Here is a 21,886-nt window from a genome sequence, read left to right as displayed (position 1 = left end):
GACGCGGCCCCGGACACGCCCAGTTCAAGGGCGTGTCCGGGCCCGCGGGCTCAGCCGGTGGCCCCGCGCTCCTTGAGCATCTCCGCCATGAGCGTGATCTCCGAGCGCTGGGCCGTCACCATGCCCGATGCCAGATTCCTGACCTCGTCGGTGCCCGCGGCGGCCGAGGCGGCCTGGGCCATGTCCGCACCGGCCCGGTGGTGCGCCGTCATCAGCCGCAGGAACCGCACCTCCGCGTCTCTCCCCTTCGCCTCGCGCAGCGCGTCGAGTTCGGTGTCGGTCGCCATACCGGGCATCAGCGCCCCGTCGCCGCGCGGGGTGAAGGCGTGGCCCATCCACTCCATGGGCGGTCCGGGCGAGCTCTTGGCACGGCCCCACATCTCCAGCCAGCCCAGCATCATGCCGCGCTGGTTGGCCTGGGTGTTGATGATGTCGAACGCGAGCCGGCGCACCGCCACATCGGTGGTCCGGTCCCGGACGATGAACGCCATCTCGACCGCCTGCTGGTGGTGGACGGCCATGTCACGGGCGAATCCCACGTCCGCGGAGGACTCGGCGGGAGCGGACGCCGCGGCCTTCGCGTCCCGTGCCGGGGCAGACGCGGAGGGGCGGGCCAGCATGAGCGCGACCAGGGCCAGCGCGAGCAGCAGCAGTGCGCCGCCGGCCAGCACCAGCGGACGGGACGCACGGGCCGCGGATCCGGCCGAGGGGGTCACTTGGCGATCCCGCCGCCGCACGCGGCACCGGGCTCCGGGGTCTGCGGGCCCTGGACGTACTTCGTGAAGAACTGCGCCACCCTGGCATCGGAGGCGCTCTTCACGGTCAACTGCTTTCCCCAGGCGCTGAGCATCAGCGGGGCGGCCTGGTCCTCGACCGGGCTCATCAGGGAGTACGGGGTGGCAGAGACCCGTTCACCCAGTTTCTTGACGTCGGCGGGCGCCGCCTTGCCGTTGTACGTGACCCAGACGGCACCGTGCTCCAGCGAGTGGACCGCGTTCTCCTTCGGTATCGCCTCGGTGTAGACGTCGGCGTCGCAGTTCATCCACACCGGGTTGTGGTCGCCGCCGACCGGCGGGTTCATCGGGTAGTCGACCTTCTTGTCGACGTGCTCGCGCCCGAGCTTGTCCCAGCTCTTCTCGCCCTGGACGGGGGAGGACTTGGCGGCGGTCTCGGCCTTGTCCTTCTTGTCGGCGCTGTTCATCAGGTAGCCGCCGCCCGCGACGAGGCCGGCCACGACGGCGACGGCGGCGGTGATCGTGATGACGCGGCTGCGGCGCTCGCGGGCCCGCTCCTTGCGGCGGGCCTCCTCCAGCTTGGCGCGGCGGGCGTTGGCGGGCGTGTGCTTCTTGGCGGAGGCCATGGTGGGTCCTCTGGTTCGGTGAGCCGGACGGTTCGCGGGCAGACGGATGAGCCCCCTCGGGAGGGGGGCAGGCGCTGCCGCTAGATCCGTTGAACCTGGAGGCGCAGATGGTCGACGTCGCCGACGGCGTCGTTGGAGGGGCCCCTGATGCCGGCGGCCCCGGTGAGGGTGCCGGCCGGGAGGACGGCCGGTGCGCAGGGGAGCGCGGCCGGTGCGGGCGGGGCGGGCAGTACGACCGGAGTGGCGTCGTCGGGCGCGACGTGGCAGGAACTTCCCCGGTTCCGCGGGGCGTCGGCCACCACGACGCGTGCCTCGTCCGCCACCGCTGCCGGGGTGAAGGAGTGGAAGACGCTGAGGGGGACGGTGCCGTGATGCGGGACCGCGGCGGGTCCTGCGGAGTGGAACGAGCAGCACGACGCCACGGAGAGCAGCACCAGCAGCCAGCCGAGCAGCACGGGGACGCGGGCGTCACGCACCCGGACGGTCCGTCCACTCAGCCTGTTCATCCCGGACATCGTAGCGGTGTGTGAACTTTCAATGAGCGCGGAGGGCTGTTCCGAACCTGTGGATGTGCGGGGAGGGGGGTTCCGCCCGCGGCGTGGCGGGATAGTGTGCCCCGGTGACAACGCACTCGAACGTATCTGCGGGATGGTATCCGGATCCGCACGGCGCGCCCCAGCTGCTGCGCTACTGGGACGGCTCCCAGTGGACCGAGCACACCAACCCGGCGGGCGGCCAGCAGCAGGCTCCGGCCCAGGGCCAGGCCCCCGCTCAGGCGCAGGTGCCGCAGCAGCAGGCCCCGCAGCACAACCAGCAGGCGGCCCAGCAGCACAGCCAGCAGCAGGCGCCCCAGCAGCACTATCAGCACCAGGTGGCCCCGCAGCACCAGCAGCAGGCTCCCGCCCAGCAGCAGGCCGCGATGCCGCAGCAGGGCGCCCACCCGCAGCAGGGCGGCGGCCCGGGCGCGGGTTCGCTCTTCAACCAGCAGGTCCTGGTGGTGAACCAGAAGGCCAAGCTGATCGAGGTCACCAACGAGTACAGCGTCTTCGACCAGCACGGCAACACCGTCGGCTCGGTCGTCGAGGTCGGTCAGAGCGCACTCCGCAAGGTCGTGCGGTTCCTCAGCAGCATCGACCAGTACATGACCCACCGTCTTGAGATCCGTGACGCCTACGGTCAGCCGCAGCTGCTGCTCACCCGCCCGGCGAAGTTCATCAAGTCCAAGGTCATCGTCCAGCGTCCCGACGGGCAGCCGGTCGGCGAGATCGTCCAGCAGAACGCCATCGGCAAGATCAACTTCGCGATCATGGTCGACGGGCAGCAGGTCGGCGCGATCAAGGCGGAGAACTGGCGCGCCTGGAACTTCGCGATCGTGGACCACAACGACGCCGAGATAGCCCGGATCACCAAGACCTGGGAAGGCCTCGCCAAGACGCTGTTCACCACGGCGGACAACTACGTGCTGCAGATCCACTACCAGCTGCCCGAGCCGCTGCTGAGCCTGGTGGTCGCCACGGCGCTGACCGTGGACACCGCCCTCAAGCAGGACTCCCGCGGCCTCGGCTGAGCCGCGCGGCCCGTACGCGTGGGAGCCCGCACCCCTGAGTGGCGCGGGCTCCCACGCGTACCCGGTCAGTCCGCCCGCTCCGGCGTTGCGTCCGGTGGCCCCAGCCTGGCGAACACCGCCGCAAGGATCACCGCGGCCAGCGCCCCGGCGGCCACGCCACTGCCGAAGACGGTCCGGGCCCACACCGGCATCCCCGCATACATCTCGGGGGCGAAGACCGGCAGCAGCCCGACGCAGAGCGCGAGTGCGACCACGATGCCGTTGGTGCCGTGCGTGAGGTCCTCCCGGCTGAGCATGCCGAACCCCATCGTCGCGATCACCGCGTAGATGATCAGCCCCGCGGCGCCGACCACCGGCTCCGGGATGGCGGCGAGCAGCCGGGTGAGCGGCGTGATGAGACCGCACAGGATCAGCAGCACCCCCGCGCCCGCCGTGACGAACCGGCTGCGTACCCGGGTCAGCTGGACGATGCCGATGTTCTCCGCGCTGGTCACCATCAGCGACGTACCGAAGATTCCGGCGCCCAGTGAGGTCACGGCGTCCGCGCGGGAGATCCGCGGGACGTCCCGGGCCGGGTCCGGAGTCCGCCCCACCGCCTCACTGTTCAGGACGGTCTGTCCGGTCGCCTCTGCCAGCGACGCGAGCGCGAACACCAGCAGCGGCACGGCGGCCAGCAGATCGAAGTGCGGCGTGCCGTACGGGAACGGGTCCGGCAGCGCGAACGTGCTGCCGTGCGCCATGTGGAACGCCGTACCGCTGAGCGCGGCGACGACGGTGCCTCCCGCGAGACCGAAGAGCACCGACATCTGCCGCCAGACACCGCGCATGAACAGGAAGAACAGGGCGATGATGCCGAGCGTGGCGAAGCCCAGCCCGGGTCCGGAGGCGATCATCGGGGCGGTGATCTTGATCATGTTAATGCCGATCAGGACCACCGTGGTGCCCATCACCAGCGGCGGGAAGAACCGCACCAGCCGGCCGTAGAGCGGCAGTACGGCGATCAGGAAGACCGCCGCGATCAGCACGGAGCCCGAGGCGGTCGTGGGCCCGTGCTCCTTGGCGACCTGGAGGAAGATCGCCACCGCCGCACCGCCCGGCAGCATCAGGAACGGCAGCCGGGCGCCGACCCGCAGCGCCCGCACACCCAGCGACTGGAGCAGCGCGCCGATACCGCACAGCACGAGCGTGGCGCTGAGCAGCGACGCCGTCTGGGACGCGGTCAGCGACAGCGTCGTACCGATCAGGATCACGGAGGAGACGGGGGCGGCGACCCCGGCGAGCAGGTGCTGGAAGGCCAGCGGGACCAGCCGGGGGAGCGGGAGCCGCTCGTCGACCGGTGCGACGGACGGAACCGGTCCGGCGGCGGCCGCGTCGGTGGCGGCCGTGCCGGGGGCGGGGGAGGCCATGGTCCGGCTCAGCCCTTCGGGACGTCGAGCCAGGGGAGTTCCCCGGCCGAGTAGCGGTAGGAGCGGAACACGGCGTTGGGCTCGGACGGGAACAGCTTGCGCACTTCTTCTTCCCTGTAGCCGCCGAAGAACGGCACGATGTACTCCCAGCACAGGTAGCCGTCCCGGGTGACCTCGAAGAGCCGTCCGGCCGGGGAGTCCGTCACCAGCGTGTTCCCGTTCGGCAGCCGCTGGGCGCTGCCCATGAACGGGGCGAAGAACGACTCGCGTGCCGGGTCGTGGTATTCCCAGACAATGGTGCCACTCGACCGCTCGATCTCGATGACCCGGCTGAACGGCACGTCCCAGTGCGGTCGGAAGACGCCGTTGTCGAAGACCAGGAAGTTGCCGTTCTCCAGCTCGGTCGGGCAGTGCTGCTGCGATACGGTGCCGGGCTCGCTGCGCCAGATGATCTCGCCGGTCTCCCGGCTGATGACGATCACCGCGGAGGCGGAGCGCAGGCTCGCCAGGATGTTGCCGTCGCTGGTCGGCAGTACGCTGTTGATCAGCGGGTAGTGCTCGCGCGAGTAGTCGGGATGCAGTGGGAAGGCCTCGCGGTCGAGGTGCTCGGAGACCTTCCACTCCCAGACCGTGCGGCCCTCGGCGTCCACCTCGACGATGGTGTCCGCCCAGACCGTGCCGTCCGGCTCCGAGCCGGGGACCCCGCCCCGGACAGCGGCCGCGGCCTCGCCGGTCAGCGGCTCCAGCGCGGCGTACAGCAGCCGGCCGTCGCCGTAGTGGTACGCGTCGTGGTGCTGGTAGCGGTCGCGGTGCTCGCGCACGACGGTGCCGTCGGGGGTGATCTCCTGCATGATCCCGCCGCGGTACTTGTGCCACATCGGGAAGAGCGCCGGCTCGTCCGGGAGGACGCCGCTGTACGCGAGGTTGCCGCCCGGCAGGATCCTGGCGTGCCGCCCCGGCCGGTGCGGGAGGTTCCACTGGTGGACGACCTCACCGCGCATGTCGATGAGATACACGTCGCCGCCGCCGGTCAGCGGGGCGAAGAGGGTGTACCCGCCGTAGGAGGCCTCCTCGTCCAGGGCTATGAGTCCGGTACCGCGGCGCCGTCGCTGGTTCTGGTCCACGAGGGGCATGGATCGGTCCTCCCTGTTAACTTTATTAGGTGGGACTTAAAAGATTAACCGGCCCGGTAGGCTGCTCACTGCCCCGCCGGCTGTGGTGTGCGGCACGCGGGACACGGAATGAGTGAGATGAGCGAGGCGGACACCCCCCTGGTCGGCCCGGGAATTCGCCGACGGCGCCGCGCCCTTGAGCTGACCCTCGCGGAGGTCGCGCGGCGGGCCGGGCTCTCCACGCCCTTCCTGAGCCAGATCGAGAACGGCCGCTCCCGGCCGAGCATGGGATCGCTCCAGCGCATCGCGGACGCGCTCGACACGACCGCGGTCCAGCTGCTGGCCACGGCGGAGGCGCCCCGGCCTGTCGACGTGGTGCGCGGCGCCTCCGCGTCCGTGCGGGAGACCGGCGCGGAGGGCGGCGACGGCCGGATGCGCCCGCTGGTACGCGGTCATCAGCGCCTGCACGCCCTTGAGTTCACCGGGGACCACGACTGGGGCCGGGAGTTCAGGCACCGCAACGACGAGATCCTCTACGTCGCGGACGGCGGGGCCGAGGTCGAGGCGGACGGCAGCTTCTACCGGCTGGAGCGGGGCGACACCCTCTACTGCGCCGGCGGCCTCGTCCACCGCTGGCGTCCGACGGAACCGGGCACCCGGGTCCTGGTGGTCGGCATCGCGGACCACGTCCAGGCGACGGACGAGCAGACCGGGTGACCGGAGGCCGCCGGGAACGGCGCCTCGGATGCCGTGGCTGTGGGCGGTCGTGGATCATCGGGGCGGAGATCTCGATCGAAGTGTTTTATATGTGTAATACCTGTTAACGTATTTGGGTGAGCGATACAACTACCCGGCCGCGTCGGCAGCCCTCCGTCCACCGGCTCCCGCTGGCGGGACCGCTGCGCCTGGCCCGGCCCTCGGACATCTGGCTCAAACCGGCGTCCAGCGTGGTCGTGGCCACGGCGATACCCAACCTGGTGCTGTTCTCCATCGACCGCCTCGACCTCGTGATGTACACGATGGCCGGCTCCCTCTGCGCGCTGTACGGCCACAACCTGCCGTACGCGCGACGCGCCCGCAGCATCGTCGGAGTCGTCCTCGGGATGCTCGCCGGACTGGCGGTATCGCTCGTCACCGCGTCGCTGACCGATTCGACCGCCGTCCTGATCGCCGTCGGCGCCCTCCTGGCGGCCGGGCAGAAGCTGCTCTGCGACGCCACCCGGATCGGGCCTCCCGGACCGCTGATCTTCACGTTCGTCAGCTCGGCGTCCCTGTTCGCCCCGCAGCACTTGGGCCAGATACCCGGTCACCTCGCACTGACCCTCGGCGCGGGCGCGGTCTCCTGGCTGGTCACCGTCGCCGGTCCCGCGCTCATCCGCCGCGAGGGGCCCGAGCGCCTCGCGACGGCCCGCGCCCTCGACGCGGCCGCGGCCCACGCCGCGGACCCCGGCCACCACACCCGGCGCGCCGCGGTCGCCTCGGTGCACGGTGCGTGGCAGACCCTCCTCGCGGCCGGCCGCCCCACTCCCGCGCGCCGTGCGCTGGAGCGCCTCGTCGTGCACGCGGAGACCGCACTCGCCGCCGGCCAGCCCGCCGCCGACGGGGGAGTCTCCGAGGCCGCCGACCCCGCCCTGCTCCGCGACTGGGCCGCCCGGACCCGGGCCAGAGGACCGGTGCCCACCCCGCCGGCCGCCCCCGGAACGGCCGCCGAACTCTTCGGCATCGAAGCCGAACGCACGGCCCTGCGGCCCGCAGAGCCCCGCGAAGCGCGCCGCGCGCTGCTGCGCCGCCTCGGCCCCGGATCCCCGCTGCTGCCGATCGCGGCCCGCGCCCTCATCGGCTGCGCCCTGGCCGGCTACCTCTCATCGGCCGTCGGCGTCGGCCGCCCCTACTGGGCCATCGTCACCGCGGCCTCCCTCTACCAGGCCAACGTCACGCTCTCCTGGAACCGGGCCCTCCAGCGCACCCTCGGCAACCTCGTCGGCGTCCTGGTCTTCGCCGCCGTTCTCCCGGTCACCCGGACCGGCCCGCTGGCCCTGATCGGCTTCTGCCTCTTCTTCAGCTTCGCCGCAGAGGCCCTGATCACCCGCAACTACTGGCTCGGCTCGGTCGCGGTGACCCCGATGGCGCTGCTCGTCCTGGAGTACGCCGGCAGCCACCCGGCCGGTGAACTCATCGGCGACCGGGTCCTGGACACCGTCATCGGTGCCGCGGCCGGGATCCTCACCGCGATGCTCGTCACCAACCGGCGCGCCGCAGGGCGGGTGGCAGCGGCACTCGCCGCCGCCGAACTGGCCTGCGCCCACGCCGTACAGACCCTCGCGGCCCCGGGTTCGAGCCCCGCCGCACTCGAAGCCGCCCGCCGCGGGCTCACCGGCTGCCTGGTCGAACTGCGCGACGCGGACGACACGGCGGCCGGCGAATGGTGGCAGCGCGACCTGCCCCAGGAGGAGGTACTCGCCGCCGAGCAGGCCGGACACCGTACGCTCGCGGCGACAGCGATACGGCAGGGGCTGATCGCCCCGGCCCCGGAGAACGGAGCGGTGTGACCGACGACATCGTCGCCTCTGTGGTACGGCAGTGGCAGGCAGTCAACCCGGAGCTGGACACCGGACCCATGGAGCTCATCGGCCGGATCAACCGCTGCGCCGCCTTGCTCCAACAGGCCGAGGACGCCCCGCTGCGGGCCGCCGGACTGACCCGCGCCGAGTTCGACCTGCTCGGTGCGGTACGCCGTACCGACCGCGAACTCACCCCCGGCGAACTGGCCAGGGAGACGTTCTCCTCCGGCGCGGCCGTGACCAAACGCCTGCGCGTCCTCCAGGAGCGCGGCCTCACAGAGCGCCGCGGCGACGCCCGGGACCGCCGGGTCGCGCATGTGCGGCTCACGGACGAGGGCCGCGCGCTCGTCGACGGACTGCTGCCCCAGCAACTGGCCTACGAGCGCGCGGTGCTCTCCGGCCTCGACGTGGAGTCCAGGGACCGGCTCAGCGCGCAGCTCAGCGAGCTGCTGGTACAGCTGGAGGGGCGGATCGGCGGGGCCCGCCGCTGACCGCCCGGAGCGCGGCGGACCGACGCAGCTCCTCCGCACGGCGCACCAGCGTGGCGTCGTCACCCCGGTCCGCGGGCGCGCAGGCCATCAGCGCGAGCAGGTCCCGGCGGCCGGAACCGGCCAGCGGTACGGCGACCGTGTTCATGCCCGGCACCGGCTCGCCGCGGCCCAGCGCGTATCCGCACGCCCGGATCTGCGCCAACTCGTCGAGCAGCGCCTGCCGTGAGCCGGCCAGGTGGGCGCCCTCGTCCGGCCGCTCCCACGGATCCAGCGCGCGGACCTGTTCCGGGGTCATCCGGGAGAGCAGCATCCGGCCACCCGATGTGGCGTACGCGGGGTAGGTGCGCCCCGTCTCCAGCGCCACCCGCACCGGCTGCCCGGACTCGCGGCCGTCGGTGACGACGATCCGGTCCCCGATGAGGGTGACGCTCTGCACGGTCTCGCCGGTGCGCCGCACCGCGTCGTCCAGTACCGCACCGATCTGTTCGCGGTCCTCGGCGCAGAACCCGGCGGGCCGCCCCAGCCTCATGAGTTCGGGACCGGGGGAGTAGCCGCGGCCCGAGGCGTCCCGGACCGCGAAGCCGCGTCCCTCCAGTGTGCTGAGCACGCGGTGGGCGGTGGAGCGGCCGACGGAGAGCAGCGCGGCCGCCCCGGAGACGGTGAGCGAGTCATGCGTGAGGAACAGCCGCAGCAGCCGGAGTCCGGTGTCGAGTGACTCGATGGTGTAGTCCCGTGTCGGCTCCATGAGATGTCCGTTCCTCTGTTCGTTCGGATGGCGACCACGCGCTCCACTCGCGTGTCGGTCAGAAATCTGTTCCTTTCGATCCGCTTCGATCACATGTGCCCCTGTACCGCTCTCCGGTACGGAATGCGTCGATCCGGAGTCGCTGGGGTCGCCGGTGTGCCCAGCAACCCTAGTCCGCAAGGGCGTTGAGGGTGCTCGGGATCCGGCAGGCCGGCGAGTGTGTCCCGCACGGCAGGACGCGGAGGGGTGATTTCTCCGAAATTCGCCCTCCCGTCACTCCCCGCGCACGCTTGGAGGCGGTGCGTGCAAAACCCGCGAGTGTATTACCGCTGGAGTGCTCGCGCAGGGGGTTGGGTGAATGTGCCGAAGCACTGTTTCGATCTGACTAAGCTCACGCGCAGTGAAGTCGAGTTGATGTCAATTCGAGCGCTTGTTCCCAACTGCCCTGTAAGCGCTGTACTTCCTGAATAATCCCCCGAGTCAACCGCCAGAGGTTTTAGATGGTTCGTGTTGAATCACCGCCGATCGACCGAGAAACACCTGTCGTCCGCGCCGTGTTGCTGCCCGTTGTCGCGATGGCGGGCGCGACCGCCGCAGCCGTAGCGCTGGTTTCCGGGGCCGCGCGGATACCAGTCGTCTGGTGCGGCGCCTTCGCCACCGTCGTGGTCGCCGTGCTCACCGCCGAACTCGCCCGCCGCGCCCGGACGATCCGCCGGCAGCGCGCCGAGTACGAGCACCGGTGCGGCGGCCTGGAACGCCGGCTGGCCAGCCATGACGAAGAGACCGTACGGATCAGCAAGGAGCTCCTGCCCGCCGCGATCCACCGGCTGCGGGTGGGCAACTCCCCCGACGAGGTGCTGCGCGACGTCGTGGACGCCGACCCGGTCTACCGGCATCTGCCGGACGCCCAGCGGTCCCTCGTCTACACGGTGCTGGACATCATCGACAACGAGGAGGCGACGCGTGACTCCGCGCAGCGCGCCTTCGTCAACGTCGCCCGCCGCGTCCAGGCGATCGTCCACCGGCAGGCCAGTGAGCTGCGGGAGATGGAGGAGCACCACGGGCGCAACCCCGACGTCTTCGACGACCTGCTCCGCATCGACCACGGCACCGCGCTGATCGGCCGGCTCGCGGACTCCATCGCCGTCCTCGGCGGCGCCCGCCCCAGCCGCCAGTGGCCCAAGCCCGTACCGCTGTTCAGCGTGTTGCGCGGTGCCATGTCGCGGATCCTGGAGTACCCGCGCGTCGATCTGCACTCGATCGCCAAGGTCGCCATCATCGGCACCGCGGTCGAACCGCTCATCCACGCCTGCGCCGAACTCCTCGACAACGCGACCCGGTACTCGCCGCCGCAGACCCGTGTGCACGTCACCGCGGTCGAGGTGCAGACCGGCATCGCCATCGAGATCGAGGACGGCGGCGTCAGCCTCAGCGAGGAGGCCCGCGCGCGGGCCGAGAACATGCTCGCCAGGGCCCAGGCCGGCTCCAGCATGAACGACCTCGGCGAGTCCCCGCGGCTCGGCATGGCGGTCGTCGGCCGGCTGTCGCGGATGTACGACCTCCAGGTCTCGCTGCGGCAGTCCGCGTACGGCGGTGTCCGCGCGGTGCTCATCGTGCCCCGCTCCATGATCACCACCGGCCCCGCGCCCGGTATCGCCCACGGCATCGGCGCCACCTCGCGGCCGACCAGCGACATCGACCTCGCGAACATGAAGCACGTCGTCCCGGCCCGCAGCACCCACCGCAAGCCCAGCCCGCTGGGCGCCCGTCCGGCCACCGGCCCGGTGGCCCCCGCCACCCGTCCGGCCGCCCCCGCCGCCGCCCCGGTCGCCATGGAGGACGATCCCCCCGTGGTGACGGAGTGGACCGCCGGCGGACTCCCGCAACGCCGCAGCCGCGGCCGGGCGCCGCTGGGTTCCCACAACCTCCCCGCGCAGCCCGCAGACCCCACCGCGGGCCGGACCAACGGCCACGGAAACGGCCATGAGAACGGCAAGGAACCGCCTCCCGGAATCTGGCTGGAGGCGTTCACCAAGGGCGCCAACGGCGTTCCGCGGGAACCCGGGCCCGACGAAGACTCCGATGACGCGTGGGACAAGGGGGACCTCAAGTGATCCAGCAGCGGGGCAACATGGACTGGATGCTCAAAGAGCTGGCCGACGACGTTCCGGACATCCACCAGATCGTGGTGCTCTCCGCGGACGGGCTGCGCATCGCCCGGCACGGCGGTGACCCCGATGTCGCCGACCGGCTCGCGGCGGCCTGCGCCGGGCTGCAGAGCCTGGCCGCGGCCGTCGCCTCCGAGATCCCGTACAGCGACGGCCGGATGCGGCTCGTCGTCATCGAGGTCACCGGCGGGTTCTTCTACCTGATGGCCGCCGGAGCCGGTGCGTATCTCGCCGTGCTCGCCGGTGAGACGGTGGACGCGGGGCTCGTCGGATCGCGGATGCGCGACATGGTCGTACGGATCGGCGCCCATCTGACGAGCCCGCCCCGGCACGACGGGCAGGCCGGATGAGTTCGATCCGACGAGAACGCCGCACGGTCGATCCGGCGCTGAGCGATCCGGAGCGGCTCTACGTGATCACCGGCGATCCCGACGGCAGTGAGCGGGCCTCACTCGACCTGGTCACGATGGTGGTGTCCAAGTCACAGCCGACACCGACGGTCCAGCCCGAGCAGGCCGTGATCCTGCGGCTCTGCCAGGCACCCCTGTCCGTCGCGGAGATCTCCGCCTACCTCAGCCTGCCGTTCAGCGTGGTGACCTCGCTCCTCACCGATCTCCTCGCGACCCAACTGATCGAATCGCGAGCGCCGATCATCCGCGCGACCCTCCCGGACAGGTCCCTCCTCGAAGCGGTGATGCATGGACTTCAGAAACTCTGACACGATCACGGGCCCCCGGAGCGAGGACGTCCTGCCGACCACGGCCACCGCCGCGGTGAAGGTCGTGATCGTCGGCGGGTTCGGGGTCGGCAAGACGACGATGGTCGGCTCCGTCAGCGAGATCCGGCCCCTGACCACCGAAGAGACCATGACCCAGGCCGGCGTCGGCGTGGACGACAACTACGGAGTGGAGAGCAAGACCGCCACCACCGTGGCCATGGACTTCGGCCGGATCAGCATCAGTGAGGAACTGATCCTCTATCTGTTCGGCACCCCCGGACAGGAACGCTTCTGGTTCCTCTGGAACGGCCTGTTCGAGGGGGCACTGGGCGCCGTCGTCCTCATCGACACCCGCCGGCTGGAGGTCAGCTTCGACGTCATCGGGCGGCTGGAGGAGCGCGGCGTACCGTTCGTCGTCGCCGTCAACACCTTCCCCGACGCCCCGAAGCACCCCGTCGAGGCCCTGCGCAGCGCGCTGGACCTGCCGGACGAGGTCCCGATGATCGACTGCGACGCCCGACTGCGCGCCTCCAGCCGCGATGTGCTGATGACCCTGATGCGGTATCTGCACAGTGCGGCTGTCCCGCTCGGCTGACGTCCCACGCGTCCTGCGCACCCGTTCCGCGCGCCCCCACCGCGTACCCCATTCGTCCGCCCTTGGCAGTCTGATCCCTGGAGCGATCGTGACAACCCCATTTCACTACGAGCCCGGAGCGGCCACGGGGCCGGTTCCACCCCCCGAGTGCCCGGCCCACGGCCTCGGTATCGGCCCCGGCGGCCTGCGACGGCTCTACGGCCCCGAGGCAGAACAGGACCCGCACGGCCTGTACGACAAGCTGCGTGCCGAACACGGCACGGTCGCGCCCGTGCTGCTGCACGGCGACGTACCGGCCTGGCTGGTCCTCGGGCACAGCGAGAACCTGCACATGACCCGTACGCCCTCGCAGTTCTCCCGCGACTCCCGTCGCTGGCGTGCACTGCAGGACGGCACCGTGGCGCCCGACCACCCGCTGGCCCCGATCTTCACCTGGCAGCCGATCTGCGTCTTCGCGGACGGCGCCACCCATGAGCGCCAGCGCGGTGCCGTCACCGACTCCATGAACCGGATCGACACCCGTGGCGTCCGCCGCCACGTCAACCGGTACAGCAACCGGCTCGTCAACGACTTCTGCCGGGAGGGCCGCACCGACCTGGTCAGCGAGTTCGCCGAGCGGCTGCCGATGATGGTGATGTGCGCGATCCTCGGGATGCCGGAGGAGTACAACGACCGGATGGTGGGGGCCGCCCGGGACATGGTCCGGGGCACGGCCACCGCCGTCGAGAGCAACGCCTACGTGCTCGCCGCGCTGAGCCGCCTGGTCGAACGGCGCCGCCGCGAACCCGCGGACGACTTCGCCACCTGGCTCGTCGAGCACCCCGCGGACATGAACGACCAGGAGGTCGCCGAGCATCTGCGGCTCATCCTGATCGCCTCCTACGAGTCGACCACCAACCTGATCGCCAACGTGCTCCGCATGGTGCTCACCGACCCGCGGTTCCGGGCCAGGCTCAGCGGCGGCCACATGACCGTCCCGGAGGCGGTGGAGCAGACCCTGTGGGACGAGCCGCCGTTCACCGCGGTCTTCGGCCGCTGGGCGGTCGGTGACACCGAACTGGGCGGTCAGCGCATCAAGGCGGGCGACGCGATGATCGTCGGCATCGCCCCGGCCAACACCGACCCGGTGGTACGGCCCGACCTCGGCGCCAACATGGAGGGCAACCGGGCCCACCTCGCGTTCAGCGGCGGCCCGCACGAATGTCCCGGGCAGGACATCGGCCGCGCCATCGCGGACGTCGGCGTGGACGCGCTGCTGATGCGGCTGCCCGACCTCGAACTCGCCGTGGACGAGAGCGAACTCCAGTGGGTCGGCAACATCATGGGCCGCCATCTGGTCCGGCTCCCCGCCGAGTTCGCCTCCCGCCAGCCGCAGGACGACCGGGAACCGCCGTCCATGGGCAAGCCGAACCCGGCCCGCCAGGACTGGGAGGTGCAGTCGGCGGTCCGCCACACGGCACCGATCCCGGTCCGGGCCCCCGTGTCCCCGGACCAGGCCGGCACCGGTCCGGCCGGGGCGACCGCCGCGACCGACGGCTCGGCGGCCGCGCCCGGCGAGGCGGCGGGCCTCATCCCGCAGCAGCGCCGGCCCGCAGCCCCGGCCCGACTGTGGCGCGTCGTGACCCGCTGGTGGAGCGGCAACTGACCGGCGGTGAACGGTGACGACGGCCCGGCGGAACGGAACCCTCAGGCTCCCCTCCGCCGGGCCGTCGTCACCATCAGGCGGCAGCACCGGCCCGTCGCACCGAGCCCCTCACGACGCCCCCACGTACCATGCGGAAGCGTGAAGCTGACAATTCTGGGTGGCGGCGGGTTCCGGGTTCCTCTGGTCTACGGGGCGCTGCTCGCCGACCACGCCGAGGGACGGGTCTCCTCGGTCACCCTCTACGACACCGACCCCGACCGGCTCACCGCCGTCGCCCGGGTGCTCACCGAGCAGGCCGAGGGCATCGCGGACGCCCCGGCCGTCATCGCCACCACCGAACTCGACGAGGCGCTGCGCGGCGCCGACTTCGTCTTCTCCGCGATCCGGGTCGGCGGGCTCGCGGGCCGGGCCGCCGACGAACGGGTGGCCCTCGACGAAGGCGTGCTCGGACAGGAGACCGTCGGCGCGGGCGGAATCGCCTACGGACTGCGCACCGTGCCGGTCGCGGTCGACCTGGCCCGGCGCATCGCCCGGCTCGCCCCGCACGCCTGGGTCATCAACTTCACCAACCCGGCCGGACTGGTGACAGAGGCGATGTCCGCCCACCTCGGTGACCGGGTCATCGGCATCTGTGACTCACCGGTCGGGCTCGGCCGCCGGATCGCCCGGGTGCTCGGCGCGGAGCCGGACCGGGCCCGGATCGACTACGTCGGCCTCAACCACCTCGGCTGGGTGCGGGGCCTGTACGTCGACGGCCGGGACGAACTGCCGAGGCTGTTCGAGGACCCGGAGCTGCTCGGCTCGTTCGAGGAGGGCCGGCTCTTCGGCGCCGACTGGCTGCGGTCCCTGGGCGCGATCCCCAACGAGTACCTGCACTACTACTACTTCAACCGCGAGGCGGTCCGCGCCTACCAGGAGGCGGAGCAGACCCGGGGCGCCTTCCTCCGGGAGCAGCAGGAGGGCTTCTACGGCTGCATGAAGAACCCGGGAACCCCCGCCCTGGCCACCTGGGACCGCACCCGCGCGGAGCGCGAGGCCACCTACATGTCGGAGAACCGGGAGGTGGCGGGGGCCGGTGAGCGCGAGGAGAGCGACCTCGGCTCCGGCGGCTACGAACAGGTCGCGCTGGCCCTCATGCGGGCCGTGGCCCGCGACGAACGTACCTCCCTGATCCTCAACGTCCGCAACCGCACCACGCTCTCCGTGCTCGACGCGGACGCCGTCATCGAGGTGCCGTGCCTGGTGGACGCGAACGGCGCCCATCCGGTCGCCGTCGACCCGCTGCCGTACCACGCGGTCGGGCTGGTCACCTCGGTGAAGGCCGTCGAGCGCACGGTGCTGGACGCGGCGGCGAGCGGTTCGCGCGGCGACGCCGTCCGGGCCTTCGCCCTGCACCCGCTGGTCGACTCGGTCACGGTCGCCCGCCGCCTGGTCGACGGCTACACCCGGGTCCACCCGGGCCTCTCGTACCTGACGTAGCGCCGCTCACCGGGCGGCCGCGGGTCAGGGGGCGGAGGAGACCCGAGGGCCGCCCGCGGACGTCCACGAGGGCGTCACCCCGGTCACCTGGCAGACCATCAGGTAGAGCGGGATGGGCGGCGTGTACGGCGTGCGGCTGTCCGGCTGATGGATCAGCCGGGGCCGCACCGCCGGTACGTAGGCGCCGCGCGCGTACGCGGCCTGAGCCGGCCAGTCCAGTTCGAGATCGGAACCCGACGGGACGATCCACCACCAGCGCTCCCCGTCGTCGAAGACGCAGCCGGTGCGCGGCAGATGAGACATCAGCCGGAAACCGTACCGGGCCGGCACCCCCACCGCGTCGCAGCCCAGGGTCGCCGTGAGGGCCGAGGGGAGCGGGAGCTGCACCCGGCCGCCACCGGGGCGGCCCGGCTCACGGGGGCGACGGGTTCCCAGGAGATGGGACATGGCGTTCTTCAGCATGAGTGCTCCGAGCCGTGCGGCAGTTCTGCCCAGACGATGCGGCCCGATCCGTCCCCCGCGTCGCGGGACCCCCAAGCACTGCACATCGCGTCCACGAGCAGCAGTCCGCGTCCGTGCTCGTCGTCGGCGGTGCGGCACAACTGAGGTCCGCCGGGCTGGTGTCCTTGGTCCTGTACGGCTATGCGCAGCCGGTGGTCGAGGCAGCGCAGCTCGCACACGACGCGAGAGCTGGAGGTGTGCACCACCGCGTTGGTCACCAGCTCGGACACGATGAGGATCGCCGCGTCGTGTGCGTCGTCGTCCAGCCGCCACTCGTCCAGCCGGGCCCGCGTGAGCCGACGGGCACCGGCCACCGACTCCGGGTGCGCGGGCAGCGCGAAGCAGTACCGGAGCGCTTCGGTCCCGGGACTGAGGTCGACGAGCCGGGAGATGAGCGCACTGCCAGGTGCCACGACCGAATCCTCACAGTGGGGGCTGTGTCACGCTTCGCGATCTTGGTGAAAACAGCTGAGCGCGACTAGTGAACTGGTTCACTCACCAACTCTCCCCCTGTCGCGAACACTTGGCAAGGGGCACTCTGAAATTTCCAGAGTGGCTGTGTCTTTGATGGCACGCGCATGGCACACTGCTCGCAAACAGCGCATGGGGAGGTCTGAAGTGAGTGAACCGCGGTCCGCCCCGACCGTGGGTCAGGTCGTTCTCGGCAAGCGCCTGCAGGATCTGCGGGAACGTGTCGGCCTGAGCCGTGACCAGGCTGCCAAGGTGCTGCGTGTCGCGCCCGCGACGATACGCAGGCTGGAGACGGCCGAGGTCGCCCTCAAGATCGCCTATGTGCAACTTCTCCTGAAGGCCTACGGGATCTCCGAGGAGGAGGCCGACGCCTTCGTCGTCCTCGCGGAGGAGGCCAACAAGCCGGGCTGGTGGCAGCGTTTCCACGACGTGCTGCCCGACTGGTTCAGCATGTACGTCAGCCTGGAGGGCGCGGCGGGCCTGCTGCGCATGTACGAGCCGCACTTCGTCCCCGGGCTGCTGCAGACCGAGGACTACGCGCGCTCGGTGATGCGCACCGGAGCCGTCGGCCAGACCAGGCCGGAGGACATCGAGCGCCATGTGGCGCTGCGGATGGAGCGCCAGTCCCTGCTGACCCGGCCGGACGCCCCGCGGCTGTGGGTCGTGATGGACGAGACGGTGCTGCGCCGCCCGGTGGGCGCCCCGGAGACCATGCGCGCCCAGATCGACAAGCTGCTCGAAGCGACCGCGATGCCCAACGTGACCGTCCAGATCGCCGAGTTCTCCACCGGCCATCACCCGGGCACCTATGGGCCCTTCGTGCTCTTCCGGTTCGCCGTCCCGGAGCTCCCCGACATGGTCTACAGCGAATACCTGACCGGGGCCGTCTACTTCGACGCCCGCCCCGAGGTGGCCTCCTACCTGGAGGTCATGGACCGAATGGCGGCCCAGGCCGCGACTGCACAACGCACGAAGGAAATCCTCCGGGGCTTCCGCAAGGAGCTGTGATGACACCCATATACAACGGCATGCCGGCCGCCGAACTCGGCTCCGAGGGCTGGTACAAGCCGTGGAGCGGTGGCAACGGCGGCAACTGTGTCGAGGCGATGAAACTGTCCGACGGAAGAATCGCCATGCGCCAGTCCGCGGACCCGGACGGCCCCGCCCTGATCTACACCCACCGCGAGATCGCCGCCTTCATCCAGGGAGCCAAGGCCGGCCAGGCGGACTTCCTGCTGACGTGAGGTGACGGGCGGCGGTCCGGTTGCCGGCCGGGAGCCGCCGCAGGCCACAATGGGCCCATGTCCCGACGCACCTCCCACCCCCGGCGGCCCTCCGCCGCTCGCGCCCGTACCGCTCCAGTCGCTGAGATCACCGCGGCATCGCCCTGCCCGTGCGGGCTGCCCGCCGAGTACGGCGCGTGCTGCGGGAGGCTCCATGCCGGGGCCGCCGCGCAGACCTGCGAGGCGCTGATGCGTTCGCGGTACGCGGCCTTCGTCGTCCGGGACGCCGGCTATCTGCTGCGCACCTGGCATCCCGGTACCCGGCCGGACACCCTCGACCTCGATCCGGGGACGCGCTGGGAGCGGCTGGAGATCCTGGGGACGACGGAGGGCAGCGCCTTCCACACCACGGGCACGGTCACCTTCCGGGCGCACTTCAGGGACCGAGGCCGCGCCGACTCGCTGCACGAGAAGAGCCGCTTCGTCCGGCACGAGGGGGCCTGGGTCTACGAGTCGGCGGTCTTCGCGGACTGATCGCGGGCGCCCGGACCGCCGACGTCAGTTGAACACGGACACCCGCGTCCGGTGCAGGGTCGGCCTCTCGTGCTCGTCGACAAGGGCCACGGCCAGATCCGCGTACGAAAGGTGTGCCGCCGGCGAGTCGGGCACGTCGTCCCCGCCGGTCCGGTAGCCGCCCGTCCTGGTCCCGCCCGCCTCCAGCCGCGCGGGCGGCGTCAGCATCAGCCAGTCCACGGCGCCGCCATGGGTGCGCAACCGGTCGAGCCCCGCCGTGTGCGCGGCGGCGAAGGGCCTGATCTCCTGGGGGAAGGCCTCGGGGTCGTCGAGCACCGGGTGACCGCCGGCCGTCTTCAGGTTGGCGAACAGGCCGACCACCAGAAGACGTGACACGCCTGCTTCCGGCAGGCCCCGGATCAGCGCGTCGGCCGCTTTGACGTAGAACAGCGGGTCGAGACCGGCGAAGCCCTGCTCCGGCCCCGAGAAGGGGCTCACGGCGTGGACGACCGAGCCGTGACCCCGGACGAGCCCGGCGATACCGGCGGCGTCCGTCACATCGCCCCGCACCAGCCGCACCCCGTCGTCCGTCGCGAGTCCGGCGTACTTGCCCGGATCCCGCACCACCGCGGTGACCCGGTGACCGCGCGCACGCGCCTCGGCGGTGATAGCCCGCCCGGCCCGACCGCCCGCCCCGAACACGACAACACCACTCATGGAACAGCCCCCTCCCGGCGGCGGCGATCGCCACCGGAAAGGACGGTATCCACGGGATACTGGTTACTTCAAAGATACCGGGAGGCCTTCTCGTCATGGATCTCGATCCGCTCGACCCCGGCATGTTCGATCCCGTGTGCCCGTCGTCACCGGTCCCGGTCCGGATCGGTGACAAGTGGACCGCGATGGTGGTGCTCTGCCTCCAGGGCGGTGCCCGCAGGTTCAGCGAGCTCCGGGTGCCACTGGCCGCCATCACGCCGAAGGTGCTCACCGCGACGCTGCGGGCGATGGAACGCGACGGCCTGGTCACCCGCACGGCCCACGACGAGAACCCGCCCAGGGTCGAGTACGAGCTGACACCGCTCGGCCGCTCCCTGCTCACTCTGATCGACGCGGCCCGGAGCTGGAGCAGGGACCACCTGCCCGCGCTCCTCGAAGCCCGCAGGACGTACGAGCCGTCAGCCGGCCGCCGGGCGCCGTAGCTCGCCCGGCCCCGCTCAGACCGGGGCGCCGGCCGGGGCCGCCGGGGACAGTTCCTGGGTGAGGTCCTCCGCCAGCAGCCGCTTGGCGATGACGTCGACCGCGGCGCGCAGGCGGGCGTCGTCCGGGCGTTCGCCGTCGTGGCCCAGCTGGTCGTTGAGCCAGGCCGCCCAGGCGTCCGTGATGGTCGCGGCCTCCCGGCTGCCCGCCGCTGTGTGGGCGAACAGGTGACCGTCCCCGGTGAGGTAGCCCTCCTCGATCATCCGGTCGAAGACGGGCACCAGTACCTCCGGCGGAAGCCGGTGCCGGGCCGCGATCAGCCGGAGCCCGGCGTGGCCGACCATCCTGGTGAACAGCTCGACCTGCATCACCGCCCAGGCCCCCGCCATGTCGAGCCGGGTGTCCGACTCCGCGATGATCCGCCGGGCCGTGTCCGGGTCGACCCGGCTCAGGACCTTGGCCACCGAGAATTCGAGCAGCCGGGCCGAGTCCCCGGTGTTCGGTGAGGCGAAGCCCTCGCCCATGTCGGTCGAGCCGGCCCGCACCGTGTCCCGCAGCTTCACCTCCTTCAGGAAGAGCGCCACGACGAATCCGAGCACCGCGACCGGCACCGTCCACAGGAACACCGTGTGCAGGGTGTCGGCATAGGCCCGGGCCAGTGCGGCCGACTGCGCGCCGGGCAGTGAGTGCAGGCCCTCCGGGCTTTGCGAGGCCTTCACCAGCACCGCCGGATCGCCGCCCGCCCGCGCCGCGGCGGCGATCCCGTCCTTGAGGTTGGGGCCGAGCGTGTTGGCGTAGATCGTCCCGAACACCGCGGTGCCGAAGGCGCTGCCGAGGGTACGGAAGAACGTCACGCCCGAGGTCGCCGTGCCCAGGTCCGAGTAGTCGACGGTGTTCTGCACCGCGATCGTCAGTACCTGCATCGACAGGCCGATCCCGAGACCGAGCACCAGCATGTACAGCGACTCCAGCCACACCCCGCTGTCCGGGCCCATCCGGGAGAGCAGGAACAGGCCGACCGCCATGACCAGCGAACCGATGATCGGGAAGATCCGGTAGCGGCCGGTCTTGCTGACCACGTTGCCGCTGAAGATCGAGGCGACCAGCAGACCGATGACCATCGGCAGCGTGCGGACACCGGAGAGGGTCGCGGAGTCCCCGTCCACGTACTGCAGATACGTCGGCAGGAAGATCATCGCGCCGAGCATCGCGAACCCCACGATGAAGCTGAGGATCGAGCAGACCGTGAAGACCGGGTTGCCGAACAGCCGCATCGGCAGCATCGGTTCCTTCGCCCGGGACTCCACCAGGCAGAAGAGCGCGAGCGCGACCACGCCGAGCGCGAACAGGCCGATGATGACGGGGGAGCCCCAGGCGTACTGGTTGCCGCCCCAGCTCGTCGCCAGAATGAGCGAGCTGGCCCCGACCGTGACCATGGCGATGCCCAGGTAGTCGATGACCGGACGCCCCGCGGCCTTCACGGAGGGGATGGTGCGGGCCGCGGCGATGACCACCACGATGGCGATCGGCACATTGACGTAGAACGCCCAGCGCCAGGTCAGATGGTCGGTGAACAGCCCGCCCAGCAGTGGTCCGATGACGGTGGAGACACCGAACACCGCACCGATCGCACCCTGGTACTTGCCCCGGTCGCGCAGCGGGATGACGTCCGCGATCAGCGCCATCGCCGTGACCATCAGCCCGCCGGCGCCGACGCCCTGGAGACCGCGCCACACGATCAGCAGCGTCATGTTCGTCGCGAGGCCGCACAGGAAGGAACCGGTGATGAAGATGATCGCGGAGAGCTGGAAGACGACCTTCCGGCCGAACAGGTCGCCGAACTTCCCGACCAGGACCGTCGCCACTGTCTCGGCGAGCAGATAGGCCGTGACCACCCATGACATATGGGCCGCGCCGCCCAGATCCGAGACGATCGTGGGCAGCGCCGTACCCACGATCGTCTGGTCGAGCGCGGCCAGCAGGATACCCAGCACGATCGTGGCGAAGACGATGTTCCGGCGGCGTGGATCGAGCAGGGGCGGCGCGGCGGCACTCTGCGCGGCGGGGGCGGTCTCGCTGGCAGTGGTCACGTTTGCACCCTCACACCGCGCCCTGTCACCCGCATGCCGGGCGC

24 protein-coding genes are annotated in these 21,886 nt (G+C 71.3%); 14 read left to right on the top strand and 10 right to left on the bottom strand.

Annotated features, from left to right (window positions below; genetic code table 11):
• Nucleotides 1-50 precede the first annotated feature (50 nt).
• The 3 genes from ACZ601_RS03685 to ACZ601_RS03675 all read right to left on the bottom strand — a co-directional run bounded on the left by ACZ601_RS03685 (nucleotide 51) and on the right by ACZ601_RS03675 (nucleotide 1,866).
• Nucleotides 51-620 (bottom strand): DUF305 domain-containing protein, encoded by a 570-nt coding sequence (locus tag ACZ601_RS03685; protein WP_469533819.1) that lies wholly within the window; start codon nucleotides 618-620, stop codon nucleotides 51-53.
• 92 nt (nucleotides 621-712) lie between these two features.
• Entirely contained in the window at nucleotides 713-1,360 is a 648-nt protein-coding gene (locus ACZ601_RS03680) for a DUF3105 domain-containing protein (RefSeq protein ID WP_440577040.1), read from the bottom strand.
• An 80-nt stretch (nucleotides 1,361-1,440) separates the two neighbouring features.
• Nucleotides 1,441-1,866 carry a hypothetical protein gene (locus ACZ601_RS03675; protein WP_469532513.1) on the bottom strand — a complete coding sequence of 142 codons (426 nt, stop codon included), beginning with the start codon at nucleotides 1,864-1,866 and terminating at the stop codon, nucleotides 1,441-1,443.
• Nucleotides 1,867-1,979: 113 nt separating this feature from the next.
• Between ACZ601_RS03675 and ACZ601_RS03670 the strand changes: the two genes are divergently transcribed.
• Nucleotides 1,980-2,927 carry an LURP-one-related family protein gene (locus ACZ601_RS03670; protein WP_469532511.1) on the top strand — a complete coding sequence of 316 codons (948 nt, stop codon included), beginning with the start codon at nucleotides 1,980-1,982 and terminating at the stop codon, nucleotides 2,925-2,927.
• Between the two features lie 65 nt (nucleotides 2,928-2,992).
• On the opposite strand, the gene ACZ601_RS03665 is transcribed toward ACZ601_RS03670, so the two are convergent.
• Both ACZ601_RS03665 and ACZ601_RS03660 read right to left on the bottom strand, forming a co-directional pair.
• The gene (locus tag ACZ601_RS03665) at nucleotides 2,993-4,333 is read right to left on the bottom strand and encodes a uracil-xanthine permease family protein (RefSeq protein WP_469532510.1); all 1,341 of its coding nucleotides are present in this window, start codon (nucleotides 4,331-4,333) and stop codon (nucleotides 2,993-2,995) included.
• Nucleotides 4,334-4,341: 8 nt separating this feature from the next.
• Nucleotides 4,342-5,466 carry an aryl-sulfate sulfotransferase gene (locus ACZ601_RS03660; RefSeq protein WP_469532508.1) on the bottom strand — a complete coding sequence of 375 codons (1,125 nt, stop codon included), beginning with the start codon at nucleotides 5,464-5,466 and terminating at the stop codon, nucleotides 4,342-4,344.
• A gap of 108 nt (nucleotides 5,467-5,574) precedes the next feature.
• On the opposite strand from ACZ601_RS03660, the gene ACZ601_RS03655 reads away from it, so the two are divergent.
• From ACZ601_RS03655 to ACZ601_RS03645, 3 genes are all read left to right on the top strand, one after another.
• On the top strand, nucleotides 5,575-6,162 hold the full coding sequence (locus ACZ601_RS03655; protein ID WP_073734334.1) for a helix-turn-helix domain-containing protein: 588 nt from the start codon (nucleotides 5,575-5,577) through the stop codon (nucleotides 6,160-6,162).
• 116 nt (nucleotides 6,163-6,278) lie between these two features.
• Complete coding sequence (locus ACZ601_RS03650) at nucleotides 6,279-7,994, top strand: FUSC family protein (RefSeq protein ID WP_469532506.1); 1,716 nt, start codon at nucleotides 6,279-6,281, stop codon at nucleotides 7,992-7,994.
• Entirely contained in the window at nucleotides 7,991-8,497 is a 507-nt protein-coding gene (locus tag ACZ601_RS03645) for a MarR family winged helix-turn-helix transcriptional regulator (protein WP_469532504.1), read from the top strand. The genes ACZ601_RS03650 and ACZ601_RS03645 overlap by 4 nt, the downstream gene beginning before the upstream one ends.
• Here the strand turns inward: ACZ601_RS03645 and ACZ601_RS03640 are convergent.
• Nucleotides 8,445-9,242 carry an IclR family transcriptional regulator gene (locus tag ACZ601_RS03640; RefSeq protein WP_469532503.1) on the bottom strand — a complete coding sequence of 266 codons (798 nt, stop codon included), beginning with the start codon at nucleotides 9,240-9,242 and terminating at the stop codon, nucleotides 8,445-8,447. The two genes, ACZ601_RS03645 and ACZ601_RS03640, sit on opposite strands and share 53 nt — an antisense overlap.
• Before the next feature lie 500 nt (nucleotides 9,243-9,742).
• Between ACZ601_RS03640 and ACZ601_RS03635 the strand changes: the two genes are divergently transcribed.
• The 6 genes from ACZ601_RS03635 to ACZ601_RS03610 all read left to right on the top strand — a co-directional run bounded on the left by ACZ601_RS03635 (nucleotide 9,743) and on the right by ACZ601_RS03610 (nucleotide 15,847).
• Nucleotides 9,743-11,356: a sensor histidine kinase gene (locus ACZ601_RS03635; protein WP_469532501.1), complete on the top strand. Its 1,614-nt coding sequence runs from the start codon at nucleotides 9,743-9,745 to the stop codon at nucleotides 11,354-11,356.
• The gene (locus ACZ601_RS03630) at nucleotides 11,353-11,760 is read left to right on the top strand and encodes a roadblock/LC7 domain-containing protein (protein ID WP_024494673.1); all 408 of its coding nucleotides are present in this window, start codon (nucleotides 11,353-11,355) and stop codon (nucleotides 11,758-11,760) included. The genes ACZ601_RS03635 and ACZ601_RS03630 overlap by 4 nt, the downstream gene beginning before the upstream one ends.
• Nucleotides 11,757-12,128, top strand: coding sequence for a DUF742 domain-containing protein (locus ACZ601_RS03625; protein ID WP_440575600.1), 372 nt, complete (start codon nucleotides 11,757-11,759; stop codon nucleotides 12,126-12,128). Before ACZ601_RS03630 ends, ACZ601_RS03625 begins: the two co-directional genes overlap by 4 nt.
• Complete coding sequence (locus ACZ601_RS03620; RefSeq protein ID WP_440575599.1) at nucleotides 12,109-12,723, top strand: GTP-binding protein; 615 nt, start codon at nucleotides 12,109-12,111, stop codon at nucleotides 12,721-12,723. The genes ACZ601_RS03625 and ACZ601_RS03620 overlap by 20 nt, the downstream gene beginning before the upstream one ends.
• Before the next feature lie 88 nt (nucleotides 12,724-12,811).
• On the top strand, nucleotides 12,812-14,368 hold the full coding sequence (locus tag ACZ601_RS03615; protein WP_469532498.1) for a cytochrome P450: 1,557 nt from the start codon (nucleotides 12,812-12,814) through the stop codon (nucleotides 14,366-14,368).
• 138 nt (nucleotides 14,369-14,506) lie between these two features.
• Complete coding sequence (locus tag ACZ601_RS03610; RefSeq protein ID WP_469532496.1) at nucleotides 14,507-15,847, top strand: 6-phospho-beta-glucosidase; 1,341 nt, start codon at nucleotides 14,507-14,509, stop codon at nucleotides 15,845-15,847.
• Between the two features lie 24 nt (nucleotides 15,848-15,871).
• Here ACZ601_RS03610 and ACZ601_RS03605 read toward each other — a convergent pair whose 3' ends face one another.
• Entirely contained in the window at nucleotides 15,872-16,309 is a 438-nt protein-coding gene (locus tag ACZ601_RS03605) for a hypothetical protein (protein ID WP_073734345.1), read from the bottom strand.
• Nucleotides 16,303-16,761: an ATP-binding protein gene (locus ACZ601_RS03600; protein WP_440575596.1), complete on the bottom strand. Its 459-nt coding sequence runs from the start codon at nucleotides 16,759-16,761 to the stop codon at nucleotides 16,303-16,305. Before ACZ601_RS03600 ends, ACZ601_RS03605 begins: the two co-directional genes overlap by 7 nt.
• Before the next feature lie 205 nt (nucleotides 16,762-16,966).
• Between ACZ601_RS03600 and ACZ601_RS03595 the strand changes: the two genes are divergently transcribed.
• From ACZ601_RS03595 to ACZ601_RS03585, 3 genes are read left to right on the top strand one after another with little or no spacing between them, the layout of a single operon-like run.
• The gene (locus ACZ601_RS03595; RefSeq protein ID WP_469532494.1) at nucleotides 16,967-17,827 is read left to right on the top strand and encodes a helix-turn-helix domain-containing protein; all 861 of its coding nucleotides are present in this window, start codon (nucleotides 16,967-16,969) and stop codon (nucleotides 17,825-17,827) included.
• Nucleotides 17,827-18,063: a DUF397 domain-containing protein gene (locus ACZ601_RS03590; protein ID WP_024490276.1), complete on the top strand. Its 237-nt coding sequence runs from the start codon at nucleotides 17,827-17,829 to the stop codon at nucleotides 18,061-18,063. Before ACZ601_RS03595 ends, ACZ601_RS03590 begins: the two co-directional genes overlap by 1 nt.
• Nucleotides 18,064-18,120: 57 nt before the next feature.
• Nucleotides 18,121-18,576: a YchJ family protein gene (locus ACZ601_RS03585; RefSeq protein ID WP_469532492.1), complete on the top strand. Its 456-nt coding sequence runs from the start codon at nucleotides 18,121-18,123 to the stop codon at nucleotides 18,574-18,576.
• A gap of 24 nt (nucleotides 18,577-18,600) precedes the next feature.
• Here ACZ601_RS03585 and ACZ601_RS03580 read toward each other — a convergent pair whose 3' ends face one another.
• Entirely contained in the window at nucleotides 18,601-19,272 is a 672-nt protein-coding gene (locus ACZ601_RS03580; protein WP_469532491.1) for an NAD(P)-dependent oxidoreductase, read from the bottom strand.
• 95 nt (nucleotides 19,273-19,367) lie between these two features.
• Here ACZ601_RS03580 and ACZ601_RS03575 point away from each other — a divergent pair, with 95 nt between their 5' ends.
• Nucleotides 19,368-19,754 carry a winged helix-turn-helix transcriptional regulator gene (locus ACZ601_RS03575; protein ID WP_440575592.1) on the top strand — a complete coding sequence of 129 codons (387 nt, stop codon included), beginning with the start codon at nucleotides 19,368-19,370 and terminating at the stop codon, nucleotides 19,752-19,754.
• A 15-nt stretch (nucleotides 19,755-19,769) separates the two neighbouring features.
• Here ACZ601_RS03575 and ACZ601_RS03570 read toward each other — a convergent pair whose 3' ends face one another.
• Nucleotides 19,770-21,842 (bottom strand): MDR family MFS transporter, encoded by a 2,073-nt coding sequence (locus ACZ601_RS03570; RefSeq protein WP_469532490.1) that lies wholly within the window; start codon nucleotides 21,840-21,842, stop codon nucleotides 19,770-19,772.
• Nucleotides 21,843-21,886 lie beyond the last annotated feature (44 nt).

Source organism: Streptomyces sp. NPDC104307 (assembly GCF_055584045.1).
The sequence above is the reverse complement of the archived record's forward strand: the minus strand, read 5'-3'. Positions and strand labels throughout refer to the sequence as shown.

Excerpts from the sequence above, each read along its gene's own strand:
- ACZ601_RS03620 (WP_440575599.1), top strand. The coding sequence starts at position 12,109 with ATGGACTTCAGAAACTCTGACACGATCACGGGCCCCCGGAGCGAGGAC.
- ACZ601_RS03625 (WP_440575600.1), top strand. The coding sequence starts at position 11,757 with ATGAGTTCGATCCGACGAGAACGCCGCACGGTCGATCCGGCGCTGAGC.
- ACZ601_RS03655 (WP_073734334.1), top strand. The coding sequence starts at position 5,575 with ATGAGTGAGATGAGCGAGGCGGACACCCCCCTGGTCGGCCCGGGAATT.
- ACZ601_RS03640 (WP_469532503.1), bottom strand. The coding sequence starts at position 9,242 with ATGGAGCCGACACGGGACTACACCATCGAGTCACTCGACACCGGACTC.
- ACZ601_RS03575 (WP_440575592.1), top strand. The coding sequence starts at position 19,368 with ATGGATCTCGATCCGCTCGACCCCGGCATGTTCGATCCCGTGTGCCCG.
- ACZ601_RS03605 (WP_073734345.1), bottom strand. The coding sequence starts at position 16,309 with ATGCTGAAGAACGCCATGTCCCATCTCCTGGGAACCCGTCGCCCCCGT.
- ACZ601_RS03665 (WP_469532510.1), bottom strand. The coding sequence starts at position 4,333 with ATGGCCTCCCCCGCCCCCGGCACGGCCGCCACCGACGCGGCCGCCGCC.
- ACZ601_RS03685 (WP_469533819.1), bottom strand. The coding sequence starts at position 620 with ATGCTGGCCCGCCCCTCCGCGTCTGCCCCGGCACGGGACGCGAAGGCC.
- ACZ601_RS03590 (WP_024490276.1), top strand. The coding sequence starts at position 17,827 with ATGACACCCATATACAACGGCATGCCGGCCGCCGAACTCGGCTCCGAG.
- ACZ601_RS03675 (WP_469532513.1), bottom strand. The coding sequence starts at position 1,866 with ATGAACAGGCTGAGTGGACGGACCGTCCGGGTGCGTGACGCCCGCGTC.
- ACZ601_RS03635 (WP_469532501.1), top strand. The coding sequence starts at position 9,743 with ATGGTTCGTGTTGAATCACCGCCGATCGACCGAGAAACACCTGTCGTC.
- ACZ601_RS03585 (WP_469532492.1), top strand. The coding sequence starts at position 18,121 with ATGTCCCGACGCACCTCCCACCCCCGGCGGCCCTCCGCCGCTCGCGCC.
- ACZ601_RS03660 (WP_469532508.1), bottom strand. The coding sequence starts at position 5,466 with ATGCCCCTCGTGGACCAGAACCAGCGACGGCGCCGCGGTACCGGACTC.
- ACZ601_RS03580 (WP_469532491.1), bottom strand. The coding sequence starts at position 19,272 with ATGAGTGGTGTTGTCGTGTTCGGGGCGGGCGGTCGGGCCGGGCGGGCT.
- ACZ601_RS03680 (WP_440577040.1), bottom strand. The coding sequence starts at position 1,360 with ATGGCCTCCGCCAAGAAGCACACGCCCGCCAACGCCCGCCGCGCCAAG.